The organism is Streptomyces sp. NBC_00457 (assembly GCF_036014015.1).
In the GTDB taxonomy this organism is placed as follows: domain Bacteria; phylum Actinomycetota; class Actinomycetes; order Streptomycetales; family Streptomycetaceae; genus Streptomyces.
Window position 1 is genome coordinate 88,452 of sequence record NZ_CP107905.1, and the last position, 17,936, is coordinate 106,387.

The 17,936-nt window shown below is 68.3% G+C and carries 20 protein-coding genes; 6 read left to right on the forward strand and 14 right to left on the reverse strand.

The features are described 5' to 3' along the window. Positions 1-175: 175 nt before the first annotated feature. The 8 genes from OG828_RS00465 to OG828_RS00500 form a co-directional block, all read right to left on the reverse strand. A complete protein-coding gene (locus tag OG828_RS00465; protein ID WP_328499663.1) occupies positions 176-979 on the reverse strand; it encodes an aminoglycoside phosphotransferase in 804 nt (267 codons plus the stop codon). 57 nt (positions 980-1,036) lie between these two features. Further along, positions 1,037-1,177: a hypothetical protein gene (locus OG828_RS00470; protein WP_328499664.1), complete on the reverse strand. Its 141-nt coding sequence runs from the start codon at positions 1,175-1,177 to the stop codon at positions 1,037-1,039. Positions 1,178-1,179: 2 nt separating this feature from the next. Continuing rightward, entirely contained in the window at positions 1,180-2,289 is a 1,110-nt protein-coding gene (locus OG828_RS00475; protein WP_328499665.1) for a radical SAM protein, read from the reverse strand. A 15-nt stretch (positions 2,290-2,304) separates the two neighbouring features. Then, positions 2,305-2,799 carry a zinc-dependent metalloprotease gene (locus tag OG828_RS00480; protein ID WP_328499666.1) on the reverse strand — a complete coding sequence of 165 codons (495 nt, stop codon included), beginning with the start codon at positions 2,797-2,799 and terminating at the stop codon, positions 2,305-2,307. Between the two features lie 580 nt (positions 2,800-3,379). Then, entirely contained in the window at positions 3,380-3,880 is a 501-nt protein-coding gene (locus OG828_RS00485) for an NUDIX hydrolase (RefSeq protein WP_328499667.1), read from the reverse strand. 339 nt (positions 3,881-4,219) lie between these two features. Beyond that, complete coding sequence (locus OG828_RS00490; RefSeq protein ID WP_328499668.1) at positions 4,220-4,423, reverse strand: hypothetical protein; 204 nt, start codon at positions 4,421-4,423, stop codon at positions 4,220-4,222. Further along, complete coding sequence (locus OG828_RS00495) at positions 4,420-5,007, reverse strand: DUF6415 family natural product biosynthesis protein (protein ID WP_328499669.1); 588 nt, start codon at positions 5,005-5,007, stop codon at positions 4,420-4,422. The genes OG828_RS00490 and OG828_RS00495 overlap by 4 nt, the downstream gene beginning before the upstream one ends. Next, positions 5,004-5,609 carry a hypothetical protein gene (locus OG828_RS00500; RefSeq protein ID WP_328499670.1) on the reverse strand — a complete coding sequence of 202 codons (606 nt, stop codon included), beginning with the start codon at positions 5,607-5,609 and terminating at the stop codon, positions 5,004-5,006. Before OG828_RS00500 ends, OG828_RS00495 begins: the two co-directional genes overlap by 4 nt. 197 nt (positions 5,610-5,806) lie before the next feature. Here OG828_RS00500 and OG828_RS00505 point away from each other — a divergent pair, with 197 nt between their 5' ends. Both OG828_RS00505 and OG828_RS00510 read left to right on the forward strand, forming a co-directional pair. Beyond that, entirely contained in the window at positions 5,807-7,105 is a 1,299-nt protein-coding gene (locus OG828_RS00505; RefSeq protein ID WP_328499671.1) for an XRE family transcriptional regulator, read from the forward strand. Then, positions 7,090-7,629, forward strand: a complete 540-nt coding sequence (locus OG828_RS00510) for a GNAT family N-acetyltransferase (protein WP_328349164.1) — start codon at positions 7,090-7,092, stop codon at positions 7,627-7,629. The genes OG828_RS00505 and OG828_RS00510 overlap by 16 nt, the downstream gene beginning before the upstream one ends. 55 nt (positions 7,630-7,684) lie before the next feature. Here the strand turns inward: OG828_RS00510 and OG828_RS00515 are convergent, their stop codons facing one another. Together OG828_RS00515 and OG828_RS00520 are read right to left on the reverse strand one after the other, a co-directional pair. Continuing rightward, positions 7,685-7,882 carry a hypothetical protein gene (locus OG828_RS00515; RefSeq protein ID WP_328499672.1) on the reverse strand — a complete coding sequence of 66 codons (198 nt, stop codon included), beginning with the start codon at positions 7,880-7,882 and terminating at the stop codon, positions 7,685-7,687. A 505-nt stretch (positions 7,883-8,387) separates the two neighbouring features. Further along, complete coding sequence (locus OG828_RS00520; protein WP_328499673.1) at positions 8,388-8,855, reverse strand: hypothetical protein; 468 nt, start codon at positions 8,853-8,855, stop codon at positions 8,388-8,390. 428 nt (positions 8,856-9,283) lie between these two features. Between OG828_RS00520 and OG828_RS00525 the strand changes: the two genes are divergently transcribed. Then, positions 9,284-9,487, forward strand: a complete 204-nt coding sequence (locus OG828_RS00525) for a hypothetical protein (protein WP_328349168.1) — start codon at positions 9,284-9,286, stop codon at positions 9,485-9,487. Positions 9,488-9,557: 70 nt separating this feature from the next. On the opposite strand, the gene OG828_RS00530 is transcribed toward OG828_RS00525, so the two are convergent. After that, a complete protein-coding gene (locus OG828_RS00530; RefSeq protein WP_328499674.1) occupies positions 9,558-10,130 on the reverse strand; it encodes a hypothetical protein in 573 nt (190 codons plus the stop codon). Then, the gene (locus OG828_RS00535) at positions 10,130-12,655 is read right to left on the reverse strand and encodes a DnaB-like helicase C-terminal domain-containing protein (RefSeq protein ID WP_328499675.1); all 2,526 of its coding nucleotides are present in this window, start codon (positions 12,653-12,655) and stop codon (positions 10,130-10,132) included. The genes OG828_RS00530 and OG828_RS00535 overlap by 1 nt, the downstream gene beginning before the upstream one ends. Before the next feature lie 378 nt (positions 12,656-13,033). Here OG828_RS00535 and OG828_RS00540 point away from each other — a divergent pair, with 378 nt between their 5' ends. Beyond that, the gene (locus OG828_RS00540; protein ID WP_328499676.1) at positions 13,034-13,549 is read left to right on the forward strand and encodes an AAA family ATPase; all 516 of its coding nucleotides are present in this window, start codon (positions 13,034-13,036) and stop codon (positions 13,547-13,549) included. A 151-nt stretch (positions 13,550-13,700) separates the two neighbouring features. Here the strand turns inward: OG828_RS00540 and OG828_RS00545 are convergent, their stop codons facing one another. Continuing rightward, positions 13,701-14,651 carry a hypothetical protein gene (locus OG828_RS00545; protein ID WP_328499677.1) on the reverse strand — a complete coding sequence of 317 codons (951 nt, stop codon included), beginning with the start codon at positions 14,649-14,651 and terminating at the stop codon, positions 13,701-13,703. 858 nt (positions 14,652-15,509) lie between these two features. Between OG828_RS00545 and OG828_RS00550 the strand changes: the two genes are divergently transcribed. Further along, positions 15,510-15,926, forward strand: coding sequence for a hypothetical protein (locus OG828_RS00550; protein WP_328499678.1), 417 nt, complete (start codon positions 15,510-15,512; stop codon positions 15,924-15,926). Between the two features lie 97 nt (positions 15,927-16,023). On the opposite strand, the gene OG828_RS00555 is transcribed toward OG828_RS00550, so the two are convergent. Further along, complete coding sequence (locus tag OG828_RS00555) at positions 16,024-16,365, reverse strand: hypothetical protein (protein WP_328499679.1); 342 nt, start codon at positions 16,363-16,365, stop codon at positions 16,024-16,026. A 60-nt stretch (positions 16,366-16,425) separates the two neighbouring features. Between OG828_RS00555 and OG828_RS00560 the strand changes: the two genes are divergently transcribed. Further along, positions 16,426-17,598, forward strand: coding sequence for an IS4 family transposase (locus OG828_RS00560; protein WP_328357115.1), 1,173 nt, complete (start codon positions 16,426-16,428; stop codon positions 17,596-17,598). Positions 17,599-17,936: the final 338 nt, after the last annotated feature.

The window sequence follows — 17,936 nt, forward strand, 5'->3', positions numbered from 1 at the left end:
GGTCTCCTCGTCTCGGTCGCTCCTACGGTGGCACTCGCCGCCTGGTGCTGTCAGGACGGCAAAAGGGCCCGCCCCCGGCCGCGCGGCCGTCTTGCCGGGAAGTCCGCGCCTCTGGACGCCAGGGGCGGGGGCTCGGGGGTGCTCAGTGGCTGGCCGCGTCGATGAACCACGGCGGTCAGGGCTTGGCGGTCCGGTGCTCGGCCCAGGCCTGTGCCGCGTGCTGCATCGGCTTGGCCCAGTTGTCTGTGCTCTCGCCGGCGATCGAGTCCCACAGTCGGCGCTGGACGCGAGCGAGCGCGTCAAGGCCGGCAGGCGGGGCGTCCTGCCATGCTGAGTGCGCGGCGGCCTCACTCTCGGCCTGGCCGGGGGTGTGGCCATGGGCGATGAGCCACAGCAGCCACAAGGCGGGGTCGATCCATGCCGCGCCGGTCGACGCCCACCCCCAGTCGACGAACAGGGCTCCGCGGTCCGTCATGAGGACGTTGTGCGGGTTCCACTCGCTGTGGAGCAGGCGGTTTCCGGTGAACCAGGACAGATCTGCGGGGTCGTCGACGTAGGTCCTGAGCCGGTGCGGCATGGTCTTCAGGTCGACGTCCGGGGCGGGTACGTCGGCCAGCCTCGCCATGGTGGCCATGACCGCCGGCAGGTCGGGGGAGCCGGGCGTGAAGTCGGCGTGTCCGCCCTCGATGTGTTCGAAGCCGAGGACACTCCACCCGTCCTCTTCCACATGCCAGTGGAGCTCAGGCGCGATGTCCCTCACGTACGGGCCGACGTCCGCTTCCCGCTTCTGCGTCCAGACCCACGGGTGATCGAGCGGGAGACCTTTGACGAACAGCGTGCGATCCGCCGTGCGCACGCGAGCGGCGATGGCGCTGTTGCGACCCGTGCTCACGGTCTCGACGCCGGCAATGGGACCGCTGGCCTTTTCGATCAGCCGCAGCACGGCGTCCGGTAGCTCGGTCAGACGCGGGGTGGGCATCAATCCTCCAAGAGGTCTGGTCGGGGCCGTGCGTGAGCACGGCCCCGACACAGTGGGTCAGTTGTACGGGTTGTCTTCGCCGCAGCCCGGGACGGTGCCTACGGTCAGCGCTTCAACGTCCTCGACGAGAACGATCGCGTCGGGGTCCTCGACGACGGGCTCCGGCCTGCGTATCAGTTCGATCATGACGGCGGTCATCTCTACCTCGTTCCGTGTTGGCAGTAGTGCTTCAGTGGTGCCTTCGCCTCCTGGAAGACCTTCGCCATCGGCCTGCACACCCGGCACGTGCCGGACAGCGTGCAGCCGCTGCATCCTCCGGTGCGAAGCATCAGGGACTCGGCTATCTCGCCGAGCCGGGTCAGACCCTCCACGCCTTCGGCGATCAGGTCGATGTTCGGTTCGCGGCCGACCTTGCAGATCGAGGCCCGCCCGAACGGGTCGGCATGGAAGAACGTCACGCCTGCCGGGCATCCGGTGAACGGGGCCCGGTTGGTGAGGTACTGGGGTGACTGCGACGGCAGCGGCTCCGCGGTTCCGTGGATCGTCGGCGAGATGTTCGCGTACTCGCGATACGGCACGCCGAGCTGCTTCGCCCAGGCCCTCATCGTGTCGAGCTCGTGCACGTTGCCCTGCACGATGATCAGGCTCAGGTCGATGTTCAGACCAGCGTCGACGGCCTTGTGCAAGCCGGCCCGGAAGCGGCCGAATGCGCCGCGCCTGCGTGTCACCGCGTCATAGGTCGTGGCCGTCGCGCCGTACACGCTCAGCGTCAGCTTGGCCGGCGGATACGTGCACAACAGGTTCAGGACGTGGTCCTTGTGCAGCCGGGAACCGTTCGACAGGACCTCCAGCTGCATACCCAGCTCGTACGCGAGTCGATACGACTCGGGGAAGTCCGGGTCGATGAGCGGTTCCCCGCCGGTGATCTGGAGCCAGATCACGCCCGCGTCCCGCATGACGGCCAGCAGCTTCCGCTTGCCCTCCATGTCCAGGCCCTCGAAACGCTTCCTGCCGAGGTAGCACATCACGCAGTCGAGGTCACAGCCCAGGTTGATCTCCCACGTCGCCCGGCTGAACTCGAACAGGCACGCCTCCCGCATCAGGACGACCTCGCCGAGCCTTCGGCCCGCCAAGTCCATCTGCCACTGCGCGCGTACGGCGTCAACAAGCCACCGGGGCACGGTACTGGGCACCGACGCCAGGGCGAGCAGCTCATCGAACTTGGCATACGGGAGCTGCACGGCTTTGGTACTACCCGGTCGCAGGATGAGGCGCCGCTCTCCGAACGGTGTCGCAACGAGCTCGTGCATGTCGTCTTCCCTTCGTCACGGCTGGGGATGGATGCGGAGGGTCCATGCCTCGGGGTCGGCGATCTCGTCTGCTGTGGGCAGGAGCGACAGGTCCTTCCAGATCCGGTTGACGAAGCCGACGCCGTGCGCCGCCATGGCGTGGCCGATGAGCTGGGCCCCCTGCTCGTAGCCTTCACGGCTGGGGCCGAGGCGGCCGATGCCGGGGAACGAGCTGTGCAGGCGGTAGCGCCAGGACTTCCGTGCTTGCCGGTGATCGGCCGGCGTGCCGAAAAGCCGCGTGGTGACTTGCCGGTCGACCCAAGTGGCGTGCCCCTCCAGGACAGTTGAGACACTGCGCGGCGGTGCAAGGATCTCCCGCTGCTGCGGGAAGAAGCTCTTCCAGACCGTGCCGCTGCGGGCTTCGTCCTGGAGGTGGTGGACCAGTTCATGCGCGACGACCTGAAGGAGCACGCGCTCGTCGGCCAGTGCGCCGCCGTGATGCAGGGCCCTCGGGGCGATGACCGTCCGCACTGGCCGTCGGCGGCCTTCTGGGTACTGGCGAGCACCATGGGCCAGACCAGAGCCGGGACGAAACCCGTGATCTTGAGCCCGGTGCGGGCGGCATCGATCTGTTTCGGCGACAGGTCCAGGTCGGCGATGTCGCGGGCGAGGACGCGGTGCAGGTTCTGCCGGTACTCCTCCCGCCACGCCTTCGGCGTCAGCAGACGGAAACGGACCCCCTCCGAGGGGAGAGGGAGGTCGGTTATCTCCTTCACCGTTGGCGCCACCCGGTGAAGAATCGCGGAGATCTGATCGGCCAGGTCAGGGTGGCCGCGGGTGTCGTCAAGAACGGTGAAGCGGGTCGGGGTCACTGAAGTCCTGTCCAGAGAGGTAGTTGGGGTAGTGGGTCGAGTGCACAGGGCCCGGTGCGAGGTGAGTGACCTGCCGTGGGGAAGCAGTCGGAACCGCTCTCCCCGCGCCGGGTGTCTGTTCTGCCCAAGGCGAGCGCTTGGGCCTTGGGCGGCGAGGCACAGGCTGTCGGGGGTGTTGGTGCGGGGAGCACCCCGCCGCGGCGAACGCGGCAGGGGTCATCAGCACCGGCAAGCCAGCGCTACACGGGATGCCCGGTGAGCACTTCTACGTCGCCGCCGGCCAGCGCCCGCAGCGCCGCGTGCGTACGCGCCGCCGTGAACGGTGTCAGGTGCTCCTCCAGCTCATCCGGGAGCATCCACCGCACGCCCTTGATGCTGCCGCCGCCGAACATGAACGGCGCGTCTACGTCGAGGACCCCGCAGTCGAAGAGGAAGTTCACCCCCTCCTTCGACAGATGCGTCTCGTGCTGCTCGTCGGGCATGTGGTGCACGCCCAGCAGGCGGCCGGGCTGGAGGTTGATGCCCAGCTTGGTGCGGACGTTGCGAACGAGGCCGTCGCGGATGGCCTCGTTCTCCTCCACACAGCCGCCCGGGTGGAACCAGGGCGTGCGCTCCTCGCCCCTGAGGTCGGCTTTCGCCTTCTCGGTCATAAGTACCGCACCGGCGGGATTACGGATGATGCCCAGCGCCCCCAGGCGGCGCGGGGGTGGGTCGGTGAAGTGGTCTCGCTCGGTCTGCATGGGTCTCCTCCTCGGTCACAGTGGATCTTCAAACCCGGCCGGGGCGGGCGGAGCTACGAGGCGCCCCGGCCGGGGGCTTGTGGGGCCTCGCGCGGGTCTCCCGCCCCTCGGGGCGAAGGGACGGGAGAGGGCCGCTTAGTTCGAGGGCGAGCGCTTGGGCCTTGGGGACGCGGCGCGGCGCGCACCCGTAGAACCGCGCGTGCCCGCCATCCCCCGTGGTGGCCCCGGCTCATCCGCCACGGGGGCGACGCGGACGAGCCGAGGCCACACCCCCGGAGGCACGATGCGGGTGGAGCCTCCAGGGGGCTCACAACCGGCAGGGGAGGCCGGCCGCGAGTCCTATCCCGCCAACGACGCGGCGTCGGCAGGGCGGTGATCGAGGAAGTAGGCGAGCGCTTGCCGCATCAGCCGGTCCAGGCAGTCGCGGCACGCGTTGAACGGTGCGTGTTGCCCGTCCCAGGTGACCGGCCCGAGCCAGATCACCGGCAGGTCCGTGCACTCGCAGCCGAGCCAGCAGTCACCGATGACCCATTGCTGCGTCATGGGGACGCACCTCCCGCCGGGTGTTCGGCGGGCGCCTTGACGATGGCGAGCAGTCCGCGCCGTTCGGTGGCAACGGCGGGGCAACTGTCGGTGTGCCGGTAGCCGCGGGTACCTCCGCTCGCCTCCGACGCGAACACCGCCTCTTCGAAGCCCTCGCCGTCCTCTATCGACCCGGAGCAGCCGCCGCAGATCTTCCGGCGGACAACCTGCTCGATCTCGTCGGCGCCGGTCGGTTCGCCGAGCGGGCCCGGATGCTCGAGGAGCGTCAGCAGCGCGCGAGCACACGTGGCGACCTCGTACACGTAGCGCTCGCGTTTCCCGGCGCCCGGATCCATCGCGAGCGCCTGGTGGGCGCGGACCAGGCAGTGAACCGCCACCACCCGCATGCTCGAACGCATCCGCGCCGTGATCGCCGTGACCTTGGGGACCAGCAGTCCGACGTGCCCGGTGATCTGCTCGCACGTCTCGTCGAGCTGCTGCCCGGTCGGGAGGTCTGGCGTCCCCAGAACGCCGGTGTACGCCGCGCGGATCGTCTGCGCGTCGAGCTGCGGGGAATGTGAGGGCGCTAAGGCCTCAACAGTCACCGACCGACTCCCTCACCGCGAGCCGCCAGGCCGGTGATGACCAGGCTCTCCACCTCGTCCAGGTAACAGAGGTCCCCGGCGGTGTCCATCGGAAGGGACCAGTAAGAGCGCCCCTTCGGCTCCGTGAGGGCGATGTGCGGGACGCCGAGGTAGTAGGTCCGGCCTCTGAGGCGTTCCACCCCGGGGGCCTTCCGGTTGGTCCAACGCCATTCGGAGGTCACGGGCACCAGTGCGTAGTAGTGGTGGGCATGGATGTCCATGAACATCGCTCCGCCGTCGAAGAACCGGCGGAGGAAGGCGTCCACCTTCTCCAGTTCCTCCGTCCGCGCGGCGCCCCACACGAGGTGGGCTGGGATGCGTACGGCGGAGAGGGTGGCGCCGCAGGTGAGGAGCGCGATCCCCTGCTCCTTCCACTCCGCACGTGCGCGGGCGCGGTCTTCCGCGGCCGTGAGGAGCCAGTGCGTGACGCCGAGTTGCCGCTCCCCCAGGGTCGTCAGCCCTCTTGCCTCGAGCGCGCCGCCGTCCTCGTGCGGCCCGGCGTCAGTGGGACCTGAGTTGGCTTGAGCGGCGATGTTCTCCCGCGAGGTTCCTACTTGGGTCATGGTGGGGCCTCTTCGTCGTCTCGGTGCCCGCTAGATCGCACGTGAGGTTGGGAAGTTCTGCGGGGCCGTGCACAACAGCTAACCCACCGTCACCAGGGGTCGTATATGACGAAGTTGGTCGGGCTGCCTGCGCCGAGACTGACGAATTGACTTGCCCTTTACCCTCCGACGCAGTCGGCACCTTCTACCGTGAATCCATGGGGGAGACCCGAAACGAAGCCTTAGCCGCCTGGCTCAAGGCTCACGGAATGTCGGTCGCGGAGCTGACCGACGCCGTCAATGTCGCCGTTCAAAACCTCACCGGCAAGCCCGGCGCCACGTCGGAGCGGACTGTGTTCCGGTGGCTATCCGGCGAGAACAAATGGCCGCAGGAGCGCCAGCGCATCGCGTTGGAGATGATCACCGGCCTCACCATCACGGCCCTAGGGTTCGTGCCTCGGGGGAAAGCCAAGACCGTCTCAACGCCCCCACCCGCACCACCGGAGGACCCTTCAGTGCACCGCCGCCGTTTCGTCGGGGCGGCCACCGGCACCGCCGCCGCCGTCGCCGTACCCCTCGCCAGTGCAGCCTCCCGCCCGTCCCGCGTCGGCACCTCTGACGTGATCCGGCTCCGCGACGCCGTCGAGAACCTCGTCGAGCTGGACGCGGAACGCGGCGGACACACCGCACTCGAACGGGCCGCCCTCGCGGGGGCTGACGAAGCCATCGACCTACAGAAGCGGTCCACCACACAGCGCGTGCGGCAACGTCTTTTCGCGCTCGCCTCGGACTTCACCGCAACTGCCGCCTGGTCCATGATCGACGCCGGGCAGCCGGACGACGCTGGCCGACACCTCGACCGTGCGCTCACCCTCGCAGGCATGGCCCAGGACTCCGATATGACCATGCAGGTGTGGAATCTGAGGGCCATGCTCGCCCGGCAGCGCGGCTACTACGCCGAAGCGGTCGCCGCCGCCCAGGCAGCCCGGGCGACGTCCATCGTCCGCCGCAGCCCGATGCATGCCTCCCTCGCCCACGCCCGGACTGCTATCGGTCTCGCTCACTCCGGGGAACACCGCGCAGCTCTGCGCTCCCTTGGCCACGCCGAGGACGCAATAGCCAAGGCGGACTTGTCGATCCCGCTGCCTATCTGGATGGCCTTCTACGGGCCCGCGGAGCTGTACTCCATCACCGCGATCGTGCAGGACGTCGTCGGGCACGCGGCGGAAGCCGAGGCCGCTTCCTACAGGGCGCTCGCTGCCTTGCCCGAGGGGTACCGCCGCAATCGCGCGAACACCACCGTGCGCCTCGCCCTCGCCCAACTCCATCAAGGGGATGTGGAGCAAGCAGTCACCACCAGTGGTGAGGTGTTCGAGATCATGGCCGGTGACCCGATCCCCGGCCGCATGCGTCAAACCCTCGGCGACTTCCAGCGCGACCTCATCACCCTGGCTCCCTCCGAGCACATCGCGCACGAATGGATCGACCGCTACCGGACTGAATGGAGCACCCCTTGACCACGGCAACCGTCGAACTCCGCCACTACGGGCACGACGATCTACCGCAGATCCGGCAGACTCTGCTTGATGTGCACGCGGACGCGTACGCGGATGAGATGGAAGACGAGTTCAACCAGCGGTTCCCCTGGTTCGTCGACCATTGGGGCGGAAACCCCGGGTTCTCCTGCGTCATCGGCTACGACGACGGCGAACCGGTCGGCTTCGCCTACGGCGCCCCGGCCACCCCTGGCCGGGAGTGGTGGCGCGAGCACGTGGCCCCGGCGCCGGCGGATGACTCGACGTTCTCCGTGTCTGAGCTCATGGTGCGCCCGAAGTGGCGAAAGACCGGCACGGCCGAGCGGCTGCACATGGCCCTGCTGGAAAACCGGCCGGAGGCCCTCGCCGTCCTCCTGGTCGACCCCGACCACCCCAAGGTGCAGACCCTCTACGAGTCGTGGAACTACCGGAAGGTCGGCAACCGCCAGCCCTTCCCGGACTCTCCGAACTTCGCCGTCATGCTCCGAGAGCTCCGCCCTGCCTGACCACCCGCGGCCACCACAGCGAACCCGCTCCCACTGGGGCTGGCCGTCCAGACTGTCAGGCGTTGTACCCCTGCTGCCGCACGCCCGGTGCCCACTTCGCCGCGGCCTCCACGAAGCATGAGCGACAGAGCGGATTGGCGCCGCTGCCGTAGCGCTTGCACTTCGCGTAGCACTTGCAGCACAACCCCTCCTCGGAGGAGTCCCACACTGCCGACGGGTAGCGCTGCTCCGGGGTTTCTACGGCTGTGGCCATGGGTGCGTCAGTTCTGCTCAGGCGAGGGCATCGCCTCGAACAGAATAGAACAGCGTGGCTTCGGCCCTGTGTCAGTGCCGCGCCGTACCGTGGACGCCATGCCCCACCCTCCCCGGCCTCACGGCCAGGACGCCTGCCCTCGATGAGCTCAACGACCGCATACGCCGTCTCCTGGACCAGCCGCCCTCCGCCGAACGCACCGCGGCCTATGAACGGCTCCTCCGGCAGTGGGCGGACGCCCGCCAGCCGGCATCCTTCGTTACCGCCGCCTGACGCACGAGCGCCCCGCCGGTGGGTTGGCGAATTCCAGGGGTCGTTGCAACATAAGCGATCAACTGGCCGTGGCCAGGAGCTTAGGGAGACGCTCGGCTGGGGTTTCCCAGCCGAGCGTTGTGCGTGCACCCATGGACGGAGATGCCTTCCGCCTGATGTCCCACGGTTACAACGGCGGACACCAAGCGGCGAGTGACCACCCGTCAGCAGGTGGGGCGCCGGGAGTGCAGGATCACCGCGGCGCCACCGCGCTCGGTCGCGGGTCGATGTCCACCGGCTCGAGGGACGAGCCCCAGGTGTAGGTGCCGGAAAACGGCAGGCGCCATTCGAAGCCGTATGTGTGGCCCGAATCCGAGGAGTCCTCGGGCGCCAGCGACGTCTTGTGGGAGTAGTACTTGTGTTTCGGGTCCAGGCAGTCCCGCCAGGTGTACCACCCCGCATCGACGAAGAGGCCCCTGGCTGCGGCGCCGGAGGCCACGGGCTTCATCTCCCCGCCCCACCTGTACTCGCCGTCTGCCAAATAGATCCGGCGTTGGGTGCAGCTTTCAGGCATGCCGTTGCGTGGCTCGTGCGTCAGAAACTGGGTGTAGGTGTTGTAGGCCGTCGGTGCCGGGACCGCCACGGCGTTGCCCGGCGTGCTGAGGACGGTCACGCCGAGCAAGGCCATGACGAATAACGCAATTCGCGAAGTTCGCGCCACGATCGTTTCCTTTCCGAGAGGACGGACCGGTGCGCCGGGGAATTGAGCCACGGGAGATTCCCCGGCACCCACGCCGCCGGTAGCTGCGGATGTTTCCCGCCTCAGGCGACATCCCTAGGTGTAGCGCAAGCCTGCCGGGACGGGTCCCGACCCGGGATTGGTGCTGCGCGCCGGCATCGAGGCCTGGGTCAGCTTGCAGCCCCCGACTTCCTGTCCTCGCGGATCTCGAAGTCCATCGCACCCCTTGAACTGGGGTGTTGCGACGACCACTAGCACTCAGGTTGAGGACACGGGCCGTTCGCATGTCCCGCTTAAGGGTTGATCCTCCCGCGACGCTCAGCCGAACGTCACGCCAACCGTCACGCTTCTTCAACCCGATGACCAGCAGCGAGAGTTGTGACACAGCTTCTCAACCTCAACACACTGACTTGACAGGGAACGAGGAATACGGCCCGGCCGTCGAGGGCGAGTGGGCCGTCCCGGGCACCGCCCAGGACCGGTACACGGAGTGGGTCGGGCTCTACGGCACCGACCCGGGCGTGGTGATCCGGCTCATCGAAGAGACCGACGGCCCCCAGCGCGTGCGCAAGACCTGGACAGTCCAGGGCAAGGTCGAGGGGCAGGCCGTATGACCTGCCAGGGCAGGCTTAGACTCGAACGAGGTGAGGCCCTGGGCCACCGAGCGCTCAGCGAGCGGCGGTGTCACCTGAGTTCGACGGAGTACGAGCCTCCGGGGAACTCCCATCCGTCGGTGCCTTCGCCGATGTCCGCCACAATGACGTCGTCGACGAAGTGGTCCTCGAACTCGTCGTCGGTGAGCTCGCCAGCAGCCCAGAGTTCCTCGATCCCGCCCCAGTCGCCCCTGCTCGCGTCGATACGCAGGGGTGCGGCCCGCCGTGTGCCGCGCTCGCGTTCGTCGTCGCCCGTCTTGACGACGCCGCTGATCTCGAACTGACCGTCCTTGACGTGGTCCGGAATCGGGTCAGCGGGGACGATGGCGACGTTCTCGTACGCAGTGTGGATAAGGTCGCGGTAGCTGCGGCGGATGTTGTACTCGGGATCGGACAGCCAGTTGAGCAGGGTCTTGGGCGTCACGTCGAGGCTGGCCTCTTCCAGGGCCTGGTATCCGCGGTGGGTTCCGGTGAGCTGGCTGAGCTGGGCGTGCCAGTGCTTGGCGGTGTACGACGACAGCCGGTGCCGGGGCGTGACTTGGGAGCGCAGGAGGTCGTTGAGGGCGGCGCCCAGGGAGCCTCCGCGGCCGGTGGGTCCGGCCATCAGTCGTCACCTTCGGGGATGATCTCGCCGGGCTGGATGTACTTGGCCTTCACTTCGCCGAAGCCGGTCCCGATCGTGTACGTGGCGGGCGGCGTGCCGTCAGGCGTCCAGAAGACGGCCGCGTCGACGTTGCGCAGGGCGATGAGCGTGTGCCCGTCCTGGACGGCCCGGAAGGCTACCGCCCAGTGACGCACGGACGCCTCGGCGACCATGCTCATGCGCCAGTCGGGCCGCCAGAACGGGGAGCGTTGTTCCTCCCGCTTGGGCCACAGCAGCCGCAGGGCGATGGACAGCCGGGTCTTGTACGCCTTGTAGGGGTCACCGCCGACCTGGACGAGCTCGGTCCGTGCCTTGCGGGTGGCCTCGTAGAAGGGCTTGAAGAGGGACTCGTTGGCCTTCCCGGTCCATGAGTCGTGGATGGTCGGCGCGGCGCCGAGGTGGCCGTCGCGGACGAGTTTCTCGAGCTGCTTGATGTGGGGGGTGGTGACCCACACGCGGCCCTGATCGTCAGGCCGCTCGATGATCCGGCCCAGGGGGTGCGGCATGTCGGTGCGGGTCCACTGCGGGATGTCGATGAGGTAGATGCCGGCGTGGGTCTTGTCGAACGCCTCGAGGGCGCCGGTGTGCAGGAGCTTGTTCGGGGCGAGAGGGACGGCCGAACAGGCCGACGGGTAGCTGCCGTTGCGGTCGATCAGGCACATCACGCCGCCGCCGAAGGAGTCGGGCACGTCGAGCCTGTCGCGCCGGACGCGCTTTCCGTTTTCCCTGGTGTGGGCGACGCGCGTGCTGGTGACGTCGGGGTGGACCCAGCGGGGCTCGCCGTCCATGTCCTCGCTGATCAGCGGCCACGGACCGTTGTCCCGCTCCTCAAGGCGGATGACTTTGATCGGGTGCATCTTCGAGCGGTCCACCGCGTCCTTGAGGATCCTGAGGGCGGGGAAGACCGCGTCCTCGGGCTCGTCTTCCTCGTCCCCCGGTGCCAGGCCGTCCTCGTCGTCTTCCTCGGTGTCTTCTACGTTGGCGTCGTCCGGGACGTGCCCGGTGCTCGCGCCGGACTGGGGAGCGGCAGCGGCGGGCTTCCCGGCGGTGGCGTAGGCGCGCAGCGCGGCAGCGAGGCGGCGTCCCTCGGCGGTGTCCGGTAGTTGCAGCGGCGGCGCAGCCACTTGGGCCAGGGACGGCCCGAGTTCCGTAAGGGCTTCCTGGTCGCCATCGGTCAGTGCGGTGCGCAGCGCGGCCAGTACATGGGTGACGGAGGCTGGCAGCCCCTGCTGGGCACCGGACGTGTAGGGAAGCGCCGCCTCGGCCAGCTCCTGCTCCACCGCACTGGCCAGGCTCCGCGCAGGGCCTTCGCCGCCCGTACCGCTGGCGGGGGCGATGCCGGCGTCGAGGAAGCGGGCGTGCAGCAGGTCGGGGCGCAGGTACGCCGAGCCGATCGCCCCGAAGTCGCGTTCCGCGACCGTCACCTGGACCGTGGAGGGGTCCTCGGCCGGCGCGAGCGTTACCAGGATGTCGGCGTCCAACAGGCTCAGGAGCGTGGGATCGTCGCTGTCCACAATGGCGAGTACGGGGACGTGCAGGGAGCGCGCGAGACCGGCCAGGACCTGGGAGGCGTCAGGAAGGCGGTTCCCGGACAGCGGCAGGCGGGCGTTGTGGGCGGCCTGGAACCGGTCCACGACCACGAGCGCCAGATCCTCGACGTGTGGGGCGGTCTCCGCGATGGCCTCAGCGGTCAGGTCGCTGCCGTCGTCGATCAGCAGCACAGAGGCCTTCTGGCGCAGCTGCTGGGCAACCTGCTGCTCGTGCTCGGTGAGGTGACCCTGCTTCAGGCGCGGGTAGTCGCCGCCGGTCTCCGCGGCGAGGACCCGGCGGAAGATGTCGGCCCGGTTCGGACCCGACGCCGCGTACAGGACCTTGCGGTGGTCGACCAGCGCGGTCTGGCGTGCGGCAGCCAGCCCCAGCAGGCTTCCGCCCACGTTCGGGGCGGCCGCGACGAGCATCAGCCGGCCCGGCTGCAGACCGCCCGTCGCGGCGTCCAGCCCGGGCAGCCCGAACGTGGGGCCGCTCGGGCTGGAGGTGAGTACGGAGCCGATGGCGTCGCCGAGCGTGGCGAGCCTGCGGGGCGTCCTGTCGCGGTCCGGGTTGCCTTGGCTGTTCACCGCACCTCCTGCGGGCGCCGCGCCGGTGTGCGCGGCCGTGTCGGACGAGAGGGCACCTGAGGCGGTGTCGACGGGGAGCAGTATCGCGACCGGCGTGGTGTTCCGCCGGAGCACCTGCGGCTGCCCCTGAGCCGCCCGCGTGATGAGGTCCCCGAAGTCCTTCTGCGCCGCGCTCAACACGTGGGACGGGAACGCCTCGGCCTGCCGGGCTGCCGGAAGCCGGTCCAACGGCGCGAGCAGAGCGCGGTCCTGCCGCTTATGGATCAGCGTCGTGACCCCGTGTTCCTCGGCACGCTTGACCAGGGCGTAGAGATCCTTACGGGCCTCGGTCGCGTTCACCGCGTTCTCGGCCTGCGGCGCCTGACTCACGCACCCTCCCAAATACTCAACTCCCCACCATGATACCAGAATCCACTCATTTTGATCAGCTAAGTCATAACGTTCTCGGGGTAACTAACTCATTTATGAGGCTCTTTGATGTGAGTTGACGTCGGCCTTGGCAATGCTGATCGACAACCTGACGTGGCCCGGCAGGCAGTGACCTGACGCCGGAGCCGATGAGGAAGGGGACTGCCTGCCATGCCCGGGCGGCCCTCCTCGGAGACGTCCTCAGGGGACGCGGCGAGATTGCCGAAGCCTGGCTCCGCCGAGCGGCAGAGAGCGGCGACCTCGACGCAGCCACCAGCTACGGCGTGGCCTCAAGATTGAGAAGTGGCCCCATGCGGGGAGAGCCGGAATGACCTTGCTGTGGTGCTGTGGAGGCGCCTGACGGATGCGAGTCCCGAGCCCAGGCTGATCTTGCTGTGCGGGCTTCCTGGCTCCGGGAAGACAACGCTGGCCAAACGCCTGGCGAGAGAGATTCCAGCGGTGCGCCTGTGTCCGGACGAATGGCTGGCGGATCTCGGTGTCGATCTGTTCGATGAACGAACGCGCGACCGGCTTGAGGGGCGGTTTTGGGAGCATGCCCAGGACCTGCTGAGGCTCGGACAGACGGTGATTTTGGAGTTCGGTTTCTGGGGGCGTTCTGAGCGGGATGACAAGCGTTTGGCGGCGCGCGCACTCGGGGTTCCCGTTGAACTCCACTACCTTGCCGTGTCGATCGATGAGCTGTGCCGCTGCCTCGAAGTCCGCAGCCGGGAGGGTGAGCCAGGGACCGTCCCGGTCAGCCGCGAGCTGCTCGAGGAGTATGTGAAGCTCTTTCAGGCGCCCGACGATGACGAGTTGGGTCTTTTCGACGACCTGCCTCCGAGACGACGTGGATGACCGGACCCTTGTGATGCAGTCCGACCCTCCGGGGGCAGACCCAAGGTCGGCCTGCCGCGGCGTGCCCGGCGTCGTTTCGCTCTTCCGGGCCCGCGCCCCGGTCAGTCTGGTAAGGCGCCAGGTCGGCCCACGAGGGGTTGTCGTTCTCAGGTCAGCGTTCGATGAGAATGTTCGTGGCCACCGCGTCGTGCGTGACCCCCGACGGCTGATCCGGGTCGGAGGGCCACCAAGGAGCCGTGACCGCCGCCCGCAGTACGGCGCCGACGTCGTCGGACCTGCTTGGCTTGGCGTCGGCCGGCAGAGCGAGGCGGATCCGCACGGTCCGCGATTGACCGGGCTCGAGCTCGAACTCGTCCGTCTCCACGTGTGTTTGGCCTGTCAGGTCGGCCCAACGGCCCTCGCGGTTGATCGACCAGTGCACTTGTCGCATGGATTGGCTGATCTCTCCGGGGGCGAGGGAGATCGCGATGCGGAGGTGGGAGCGAGTGAGCTTGCCCGCGGCGTTGCGCACCCGCACGTACCACTCCACCGGCGTCCCGCCCTCGGTCGCCCGGAGTATCTGCGGGACCTTGACGGTGAGATGCGTGGGGTCGACGGAAAAACGCAGGCGCGTCGCGGATGCTGCCGGGTGGATATCCGCATAACCGGCATCCTTGGCCATCTCCGCGGCCACCGTGGTGGTCACGGCAGGAACCTTTCCATCCACGTCGTCGATGCGCTGGTCAGCGGTGAACAGCCGGAAGTCGAGCTCCGTCCGTGCCTTGCCGCGATACGACAGCGGCACGATGGCGGCGAACTCTCCGTTGTCGTCCTGCTCGTTGGTCCACTGCAACGGCACATCATGCCAGGAACCGTTCTCGCGGATCTGGAGTTCGTCAGGGACGGTCCCGATGTAGAGCGCCACATGGCGTCGCTCGGCCTGCCCAGCGGTGAGACCCGCGACGGAGAGGTGGAGGGGCAGAGGCGGGCCCCCGGGGACCAGGGTGTTGCCGTCCGCACTGAGATGAATGACCGGGTGAGGTGCGGGTGTGGGCCCGCTCGCCGACGGACTCTTTACCGCCGACGCGGACTTCTGCTCCCCGCACCCGGCGAGCGCCGTCATCGCGACAGCCGAGGCAGCCAACATGAGCGCTACAGCCGGTCTGGGTATTCGCGTCACGGTCAGTCCTCCGTGGCGGACTCTATCGGCGGCAGCGACCGGTAGGCAGGCCATCAGAGAATACGGGCGGACGCGGGGACCGTGGCACCGCGGACCAGGTGCCATACCGTCAGACGGTCAGACCGACAGCGAGACCTCACCGGGCACCACGAACGGCGCCGCCAGCTCCCGCAGCCCACCCACCCCGGTCCCCGTTAACGGGCACATGCGCACCACGATGAGCGCCGGCTACGCAGCTCGCGGCCGCGGTGGCATCCACGAGCTCCTCGTCATCGAGACCGCCCGGGCCACCGCCGACACGCTCACCACCCTCCACGACGATCTCGCCACCGGAGCGGGCGTCTCGGGGACGGCCGCCCGGCGGCGATCCACGCCGCCGCCCAGGCCTCGACGTTCGCCGGGTCCATCCGCACGCACCGCCAATCCCGGGACATCCTCAACAACCCTGCCCTGACCGTCTACGACAACCCGCACGCGTTCCTGATGTGCGTCTACAACCGTGATCGTGCCCTGTGCCACCGCTTGGACATCGCTGACACCCCGAGCCTGAACCGGTGCCGACCGTCCTGCGCGAACATCGCGCGCAGTGGCCGGCACGCCGACGAACTCCTGCGGCACGCCCGGGCCTTGGAGAAACAGGCCGCCCCAGAGACGGTGCCGGGTCCGCTCGCCGACCGGCTCACCCAACGCGCCGGGCGCCTACGGAAACTTGCCGACCGCCACGATCAGGACCGCATCCACTTCCAGGAGCCGACATCATGAGCCCCGCCCCCAGACGAACGCGACCGCATCCGTGCCGCGATGGAACGCATCCTGGGCGATACCCCCGAGCACTCCAACGGCGCCCTGACGATCGTCGCGCTCGCGGTCGAAGCCGGTGTCCCGCGCAACGCACTCACACAACGGCACACCGACCTGAAGAACGAGTTCTACGACAAGGTCCGCGCCCGAGGCGGCACCCCGGACAGCGAACAGCGCCTTCGCAAGCAGGTCCGCCGGCTCAAGGAACTACGCGCTGCTGACGTGGAGGAGATCGCCCAGCTCAAAGCCGACGTCGAAGCCCTTGTCGGTGCCCTGCACCAAGCGGCAGCCGAGAACCAACTCCTGCGCCTACAGCTGACAGACCGTACGGCCGTGCTCCGTCCGCTGCCCTCTCAGCGTGAACCGGCGGCCGCCCGCTCGGAGAGCAGGCAACCCGAGACCCCATTCGAGCAGTGAGGCGCAGGCGGTGCCTGTGAACTCCAACTACTGCGGCCCCACCGGGACGCCCGGCGGGGCCGATGATCGTACCTGTCAGGACGACGCGGCCTCAGGCTCAGAAGGCTGCCTTGGCGTTGGTCGACGAGAGGTCGCTCAGGTACCGGAAACGGAACAGGGTGCCGTCGTTGACGTCACTGGCGACCACCGTCCAATTGTCCCACGGGACCTGCGTGTAGTTGGACTGGCAGTAGTTGAGTGTGTAATCGCTCTTGTAGAAGCAGACCTTGACGGACTTGCCGGTGTTGAGCCGGAGGTTGATGTCGGCGCAACGACTCGTCGTCTTGTAGACGGTGGGGGAACTCGGCTGGTAGTACTCGCCGTCCGGCTTCGTGAAGGTGACGGCTCCGCCGAGGCAAGTCGTCGCTGCTCCAGCACTGGTGGCCGCGACTAGGCCCAATGCCGTTGCTTTAGCCTGCGGGCGTACGCTGCTGCGTAGTGCTTCCCGGGGGTGGTGCGGGTGTCTGCGGATGTCGGCGAGTTATCGGGGCTGGGGCTGCTGACCTGGGTGTATCGGCCTGGGTTGGTGGATCGTGTGGTGGCCGCTTGCGGTCGTGGCGAGCAGCGCAGACGCCTGCTGCCAGCTCGATTGGTGGTGTATTTCGTGCTCGCCCTTGCCCTGTTCTCGCCGGCCCCGTATCTGGAGGTGATGCGGCATCTGGTCGAGGGCCTGCGGAGCCAGGGCCTGCTGGGCGAGTGGCGCATCCCTGCGAAGTCGTCGCTGTTTCGGGCTCGCCAGCGGCTGGGATCGGAGCCACTGCGGGTGCTGTTTGCCACGACCGCGAAGCCGATGGGCACCGAGACCACGCCGGGTTGCTTCTGGCGAGGGCTGCGGCTGCTGGCAGTGGACGGCACCTGCTGGGACGTGGCCGACAGTCCGGCCAATGAGGCCGCTTTCGGCCGTCCCGGAAACAGCCGCGGCCACGACAAATCCTCCTTTCCTCAGGTGCGGATGGCCTGTCTGATCGAGGTGGGCACCCACCTCGTCCTGGACGCGGAACTGGCCGGCTGCCGCACCGGTGAAGTCACCCTGGTGGGCCGCCTTCCACGCTCCTGCCAGCCCGGCGAACTGGTCCTGGCAGACCGGGAGTTCCTCGGCGTGCCGCTTTGGCGGGCCTTCACCGACAGCGGTGCCGATCTGTTGTGGCGGGTGCCCGCCAACCGCATCCTGCCCGTCGAGCGGCAGTTACGGGACGGATCCTGGATCTCCCGCATCCACGCCCACACCGACCCCGCGCACCGTGATCCGGTCACAGTGCGGGTGGTGGCCTATCAGCTGCACGGCACCAGCCGCGAAGGCGAGAACTACCGGCTGGTGACCACACTGCTCGATGCCCGTCGCTACCCCGCCCGCCAGCTGGCTGCGCTCTATCAGGAACGCTGGGAAGCGGAGGCTGTCTTCGCAGAGCTCAAGACTCATCAACGCGGCGCCCACGTCGTGCTCACCAGCAAGACACCCGACGGAATCCTGCAGCAGATCTGGGCCCACCTGCTCGTCCACCACGCGCTGCGTGAGCTGATGGTGAGAACCGCGGCCACCCGGGGCCTGGATGCCGACCGGATCTCGTTCACCGAAACCCTGCGCTCCGCCCGGCGCAGTGTGACCGTCACGCCGGGCAGTTTTTCCCCCTGAACTGCTGGTCAGAGCCCTTGTCTTGCTCCAGCACGACCTACTCGAACGACTCCTGCCGACCAGACGCCTGCGCAGTCAGCCCCGCGTCGTCAAACGCAAGATGTCCAACTACCGGCTCAAACGGGCCGGACACCGCACCTGGCCCCAACCCACCCAGGCCGGTACCCGAGCAGTCCGCATTCAAAGACCCCAACCCGCAAACCCGTAACGCAACGGCATTGCGACTAGGCCGTGTTTGAGATGTTGATCAAGGTCGTGAAGCGATCATGGAATGCCTCGGGGTGATCTGACGGGCGGCCAAGGGCAGTGGCTGGAGCCGCTGTTGCCGTCAAGGGCGC

What these genes read in the sequence shown, in the direction of transcription:
- OG828_RS00515 (WP_328499672.1), bottom strand. Translation starts at nt 7,882, where the DNA reads ATGGCCACAGCCGTAGAAACCCCGGAGCAGCGCTACCCGTCGGCAGTG.
- OG828_RS00475 (WP_328499665.1), bottom strand. Translation starts at nt 2,289, where the DNA reads ATGCACGAGCTCGTTGCGACACCGTTCGGAGAGCGGCGCCTCATCCTG.
- OG828_RS00470 (WP_328499664.1), bottom strand. Translation starts at nt 1,177, where the DNA reads ATGACCGCCGTCATGATCGAACTGATACGCAGGCCGGAGCCCGTCGTC.
- OG828_RS00550 (WP_328499678.1), top strand. Translation starts at nt 15,510, where the DNA reads ATGGAACGCATCCTGGGCGATACCCCCGAGCACTCCAACGGCGCCCTG.
- OG828_RS00510 (WP_328349164.1), top strand. Translation starts at nt 7,090, where the DNA reads ATGGAGCACCCCTTGACCACGGCAACCGTCGAACTCCGCCACTACGGG.
- OG828_RS00530 (WP_328499674.1), bottom strand. Translation starts at nt 10,130, where the DNA reads ATGGCCGGACCCACCGGCCGCGGAGGCTCCCTGGGCGCCGCCCTCAAC.
- OG828_RS00545 (WP_328499677.1), bottom strand. Translation starts at nt 14,651, where the DNA reads ATGACGGCGCTCGCCGGGTGCGGGGAGCAGAAGTCCGCGTCGGCGGTA.
- OG828_RS00500 (WP_328499670.1), bottom strand. Translation starts at nt 5,609, where the DNA reads ATGACCCAAGTAGGAACCTCGCGGGAGAACATCGCCGCTCAAGCCAAC.
- OG828_RS00490 (WP_328499668.1), bottom strand. Translation starts at nt 4,423, where the DNA reads ATGACGCAGCAATGGGTCATCGGTGACTGCTGGCTCGGCTGCGAGTGC.
- OG828_RS00465 (WP_328499663.1), bottom strand. Translation starts at nt 979, where the DNA reads ATGCCCACCCCGCGTCTGACCGAGCTACCGGACGCCGTGCTGCGGCTG.
- OG828_RS00485 (WP_328499667.1), bottom strand. Translation starts at nt 3,880, where the DNA reads ATGCAGACCGAGCGAGACCACTTCACCGACCCACCCCCGCGCCGCCTG.
- OG828_RS00505 (WP_328499671.1), top strand. Translation starts at nt 5,807, where the DNA reads ATGGGGGAGACCCGAAACGAAGCCTTAGCCGCCTGGCTCAAGGCTCAC.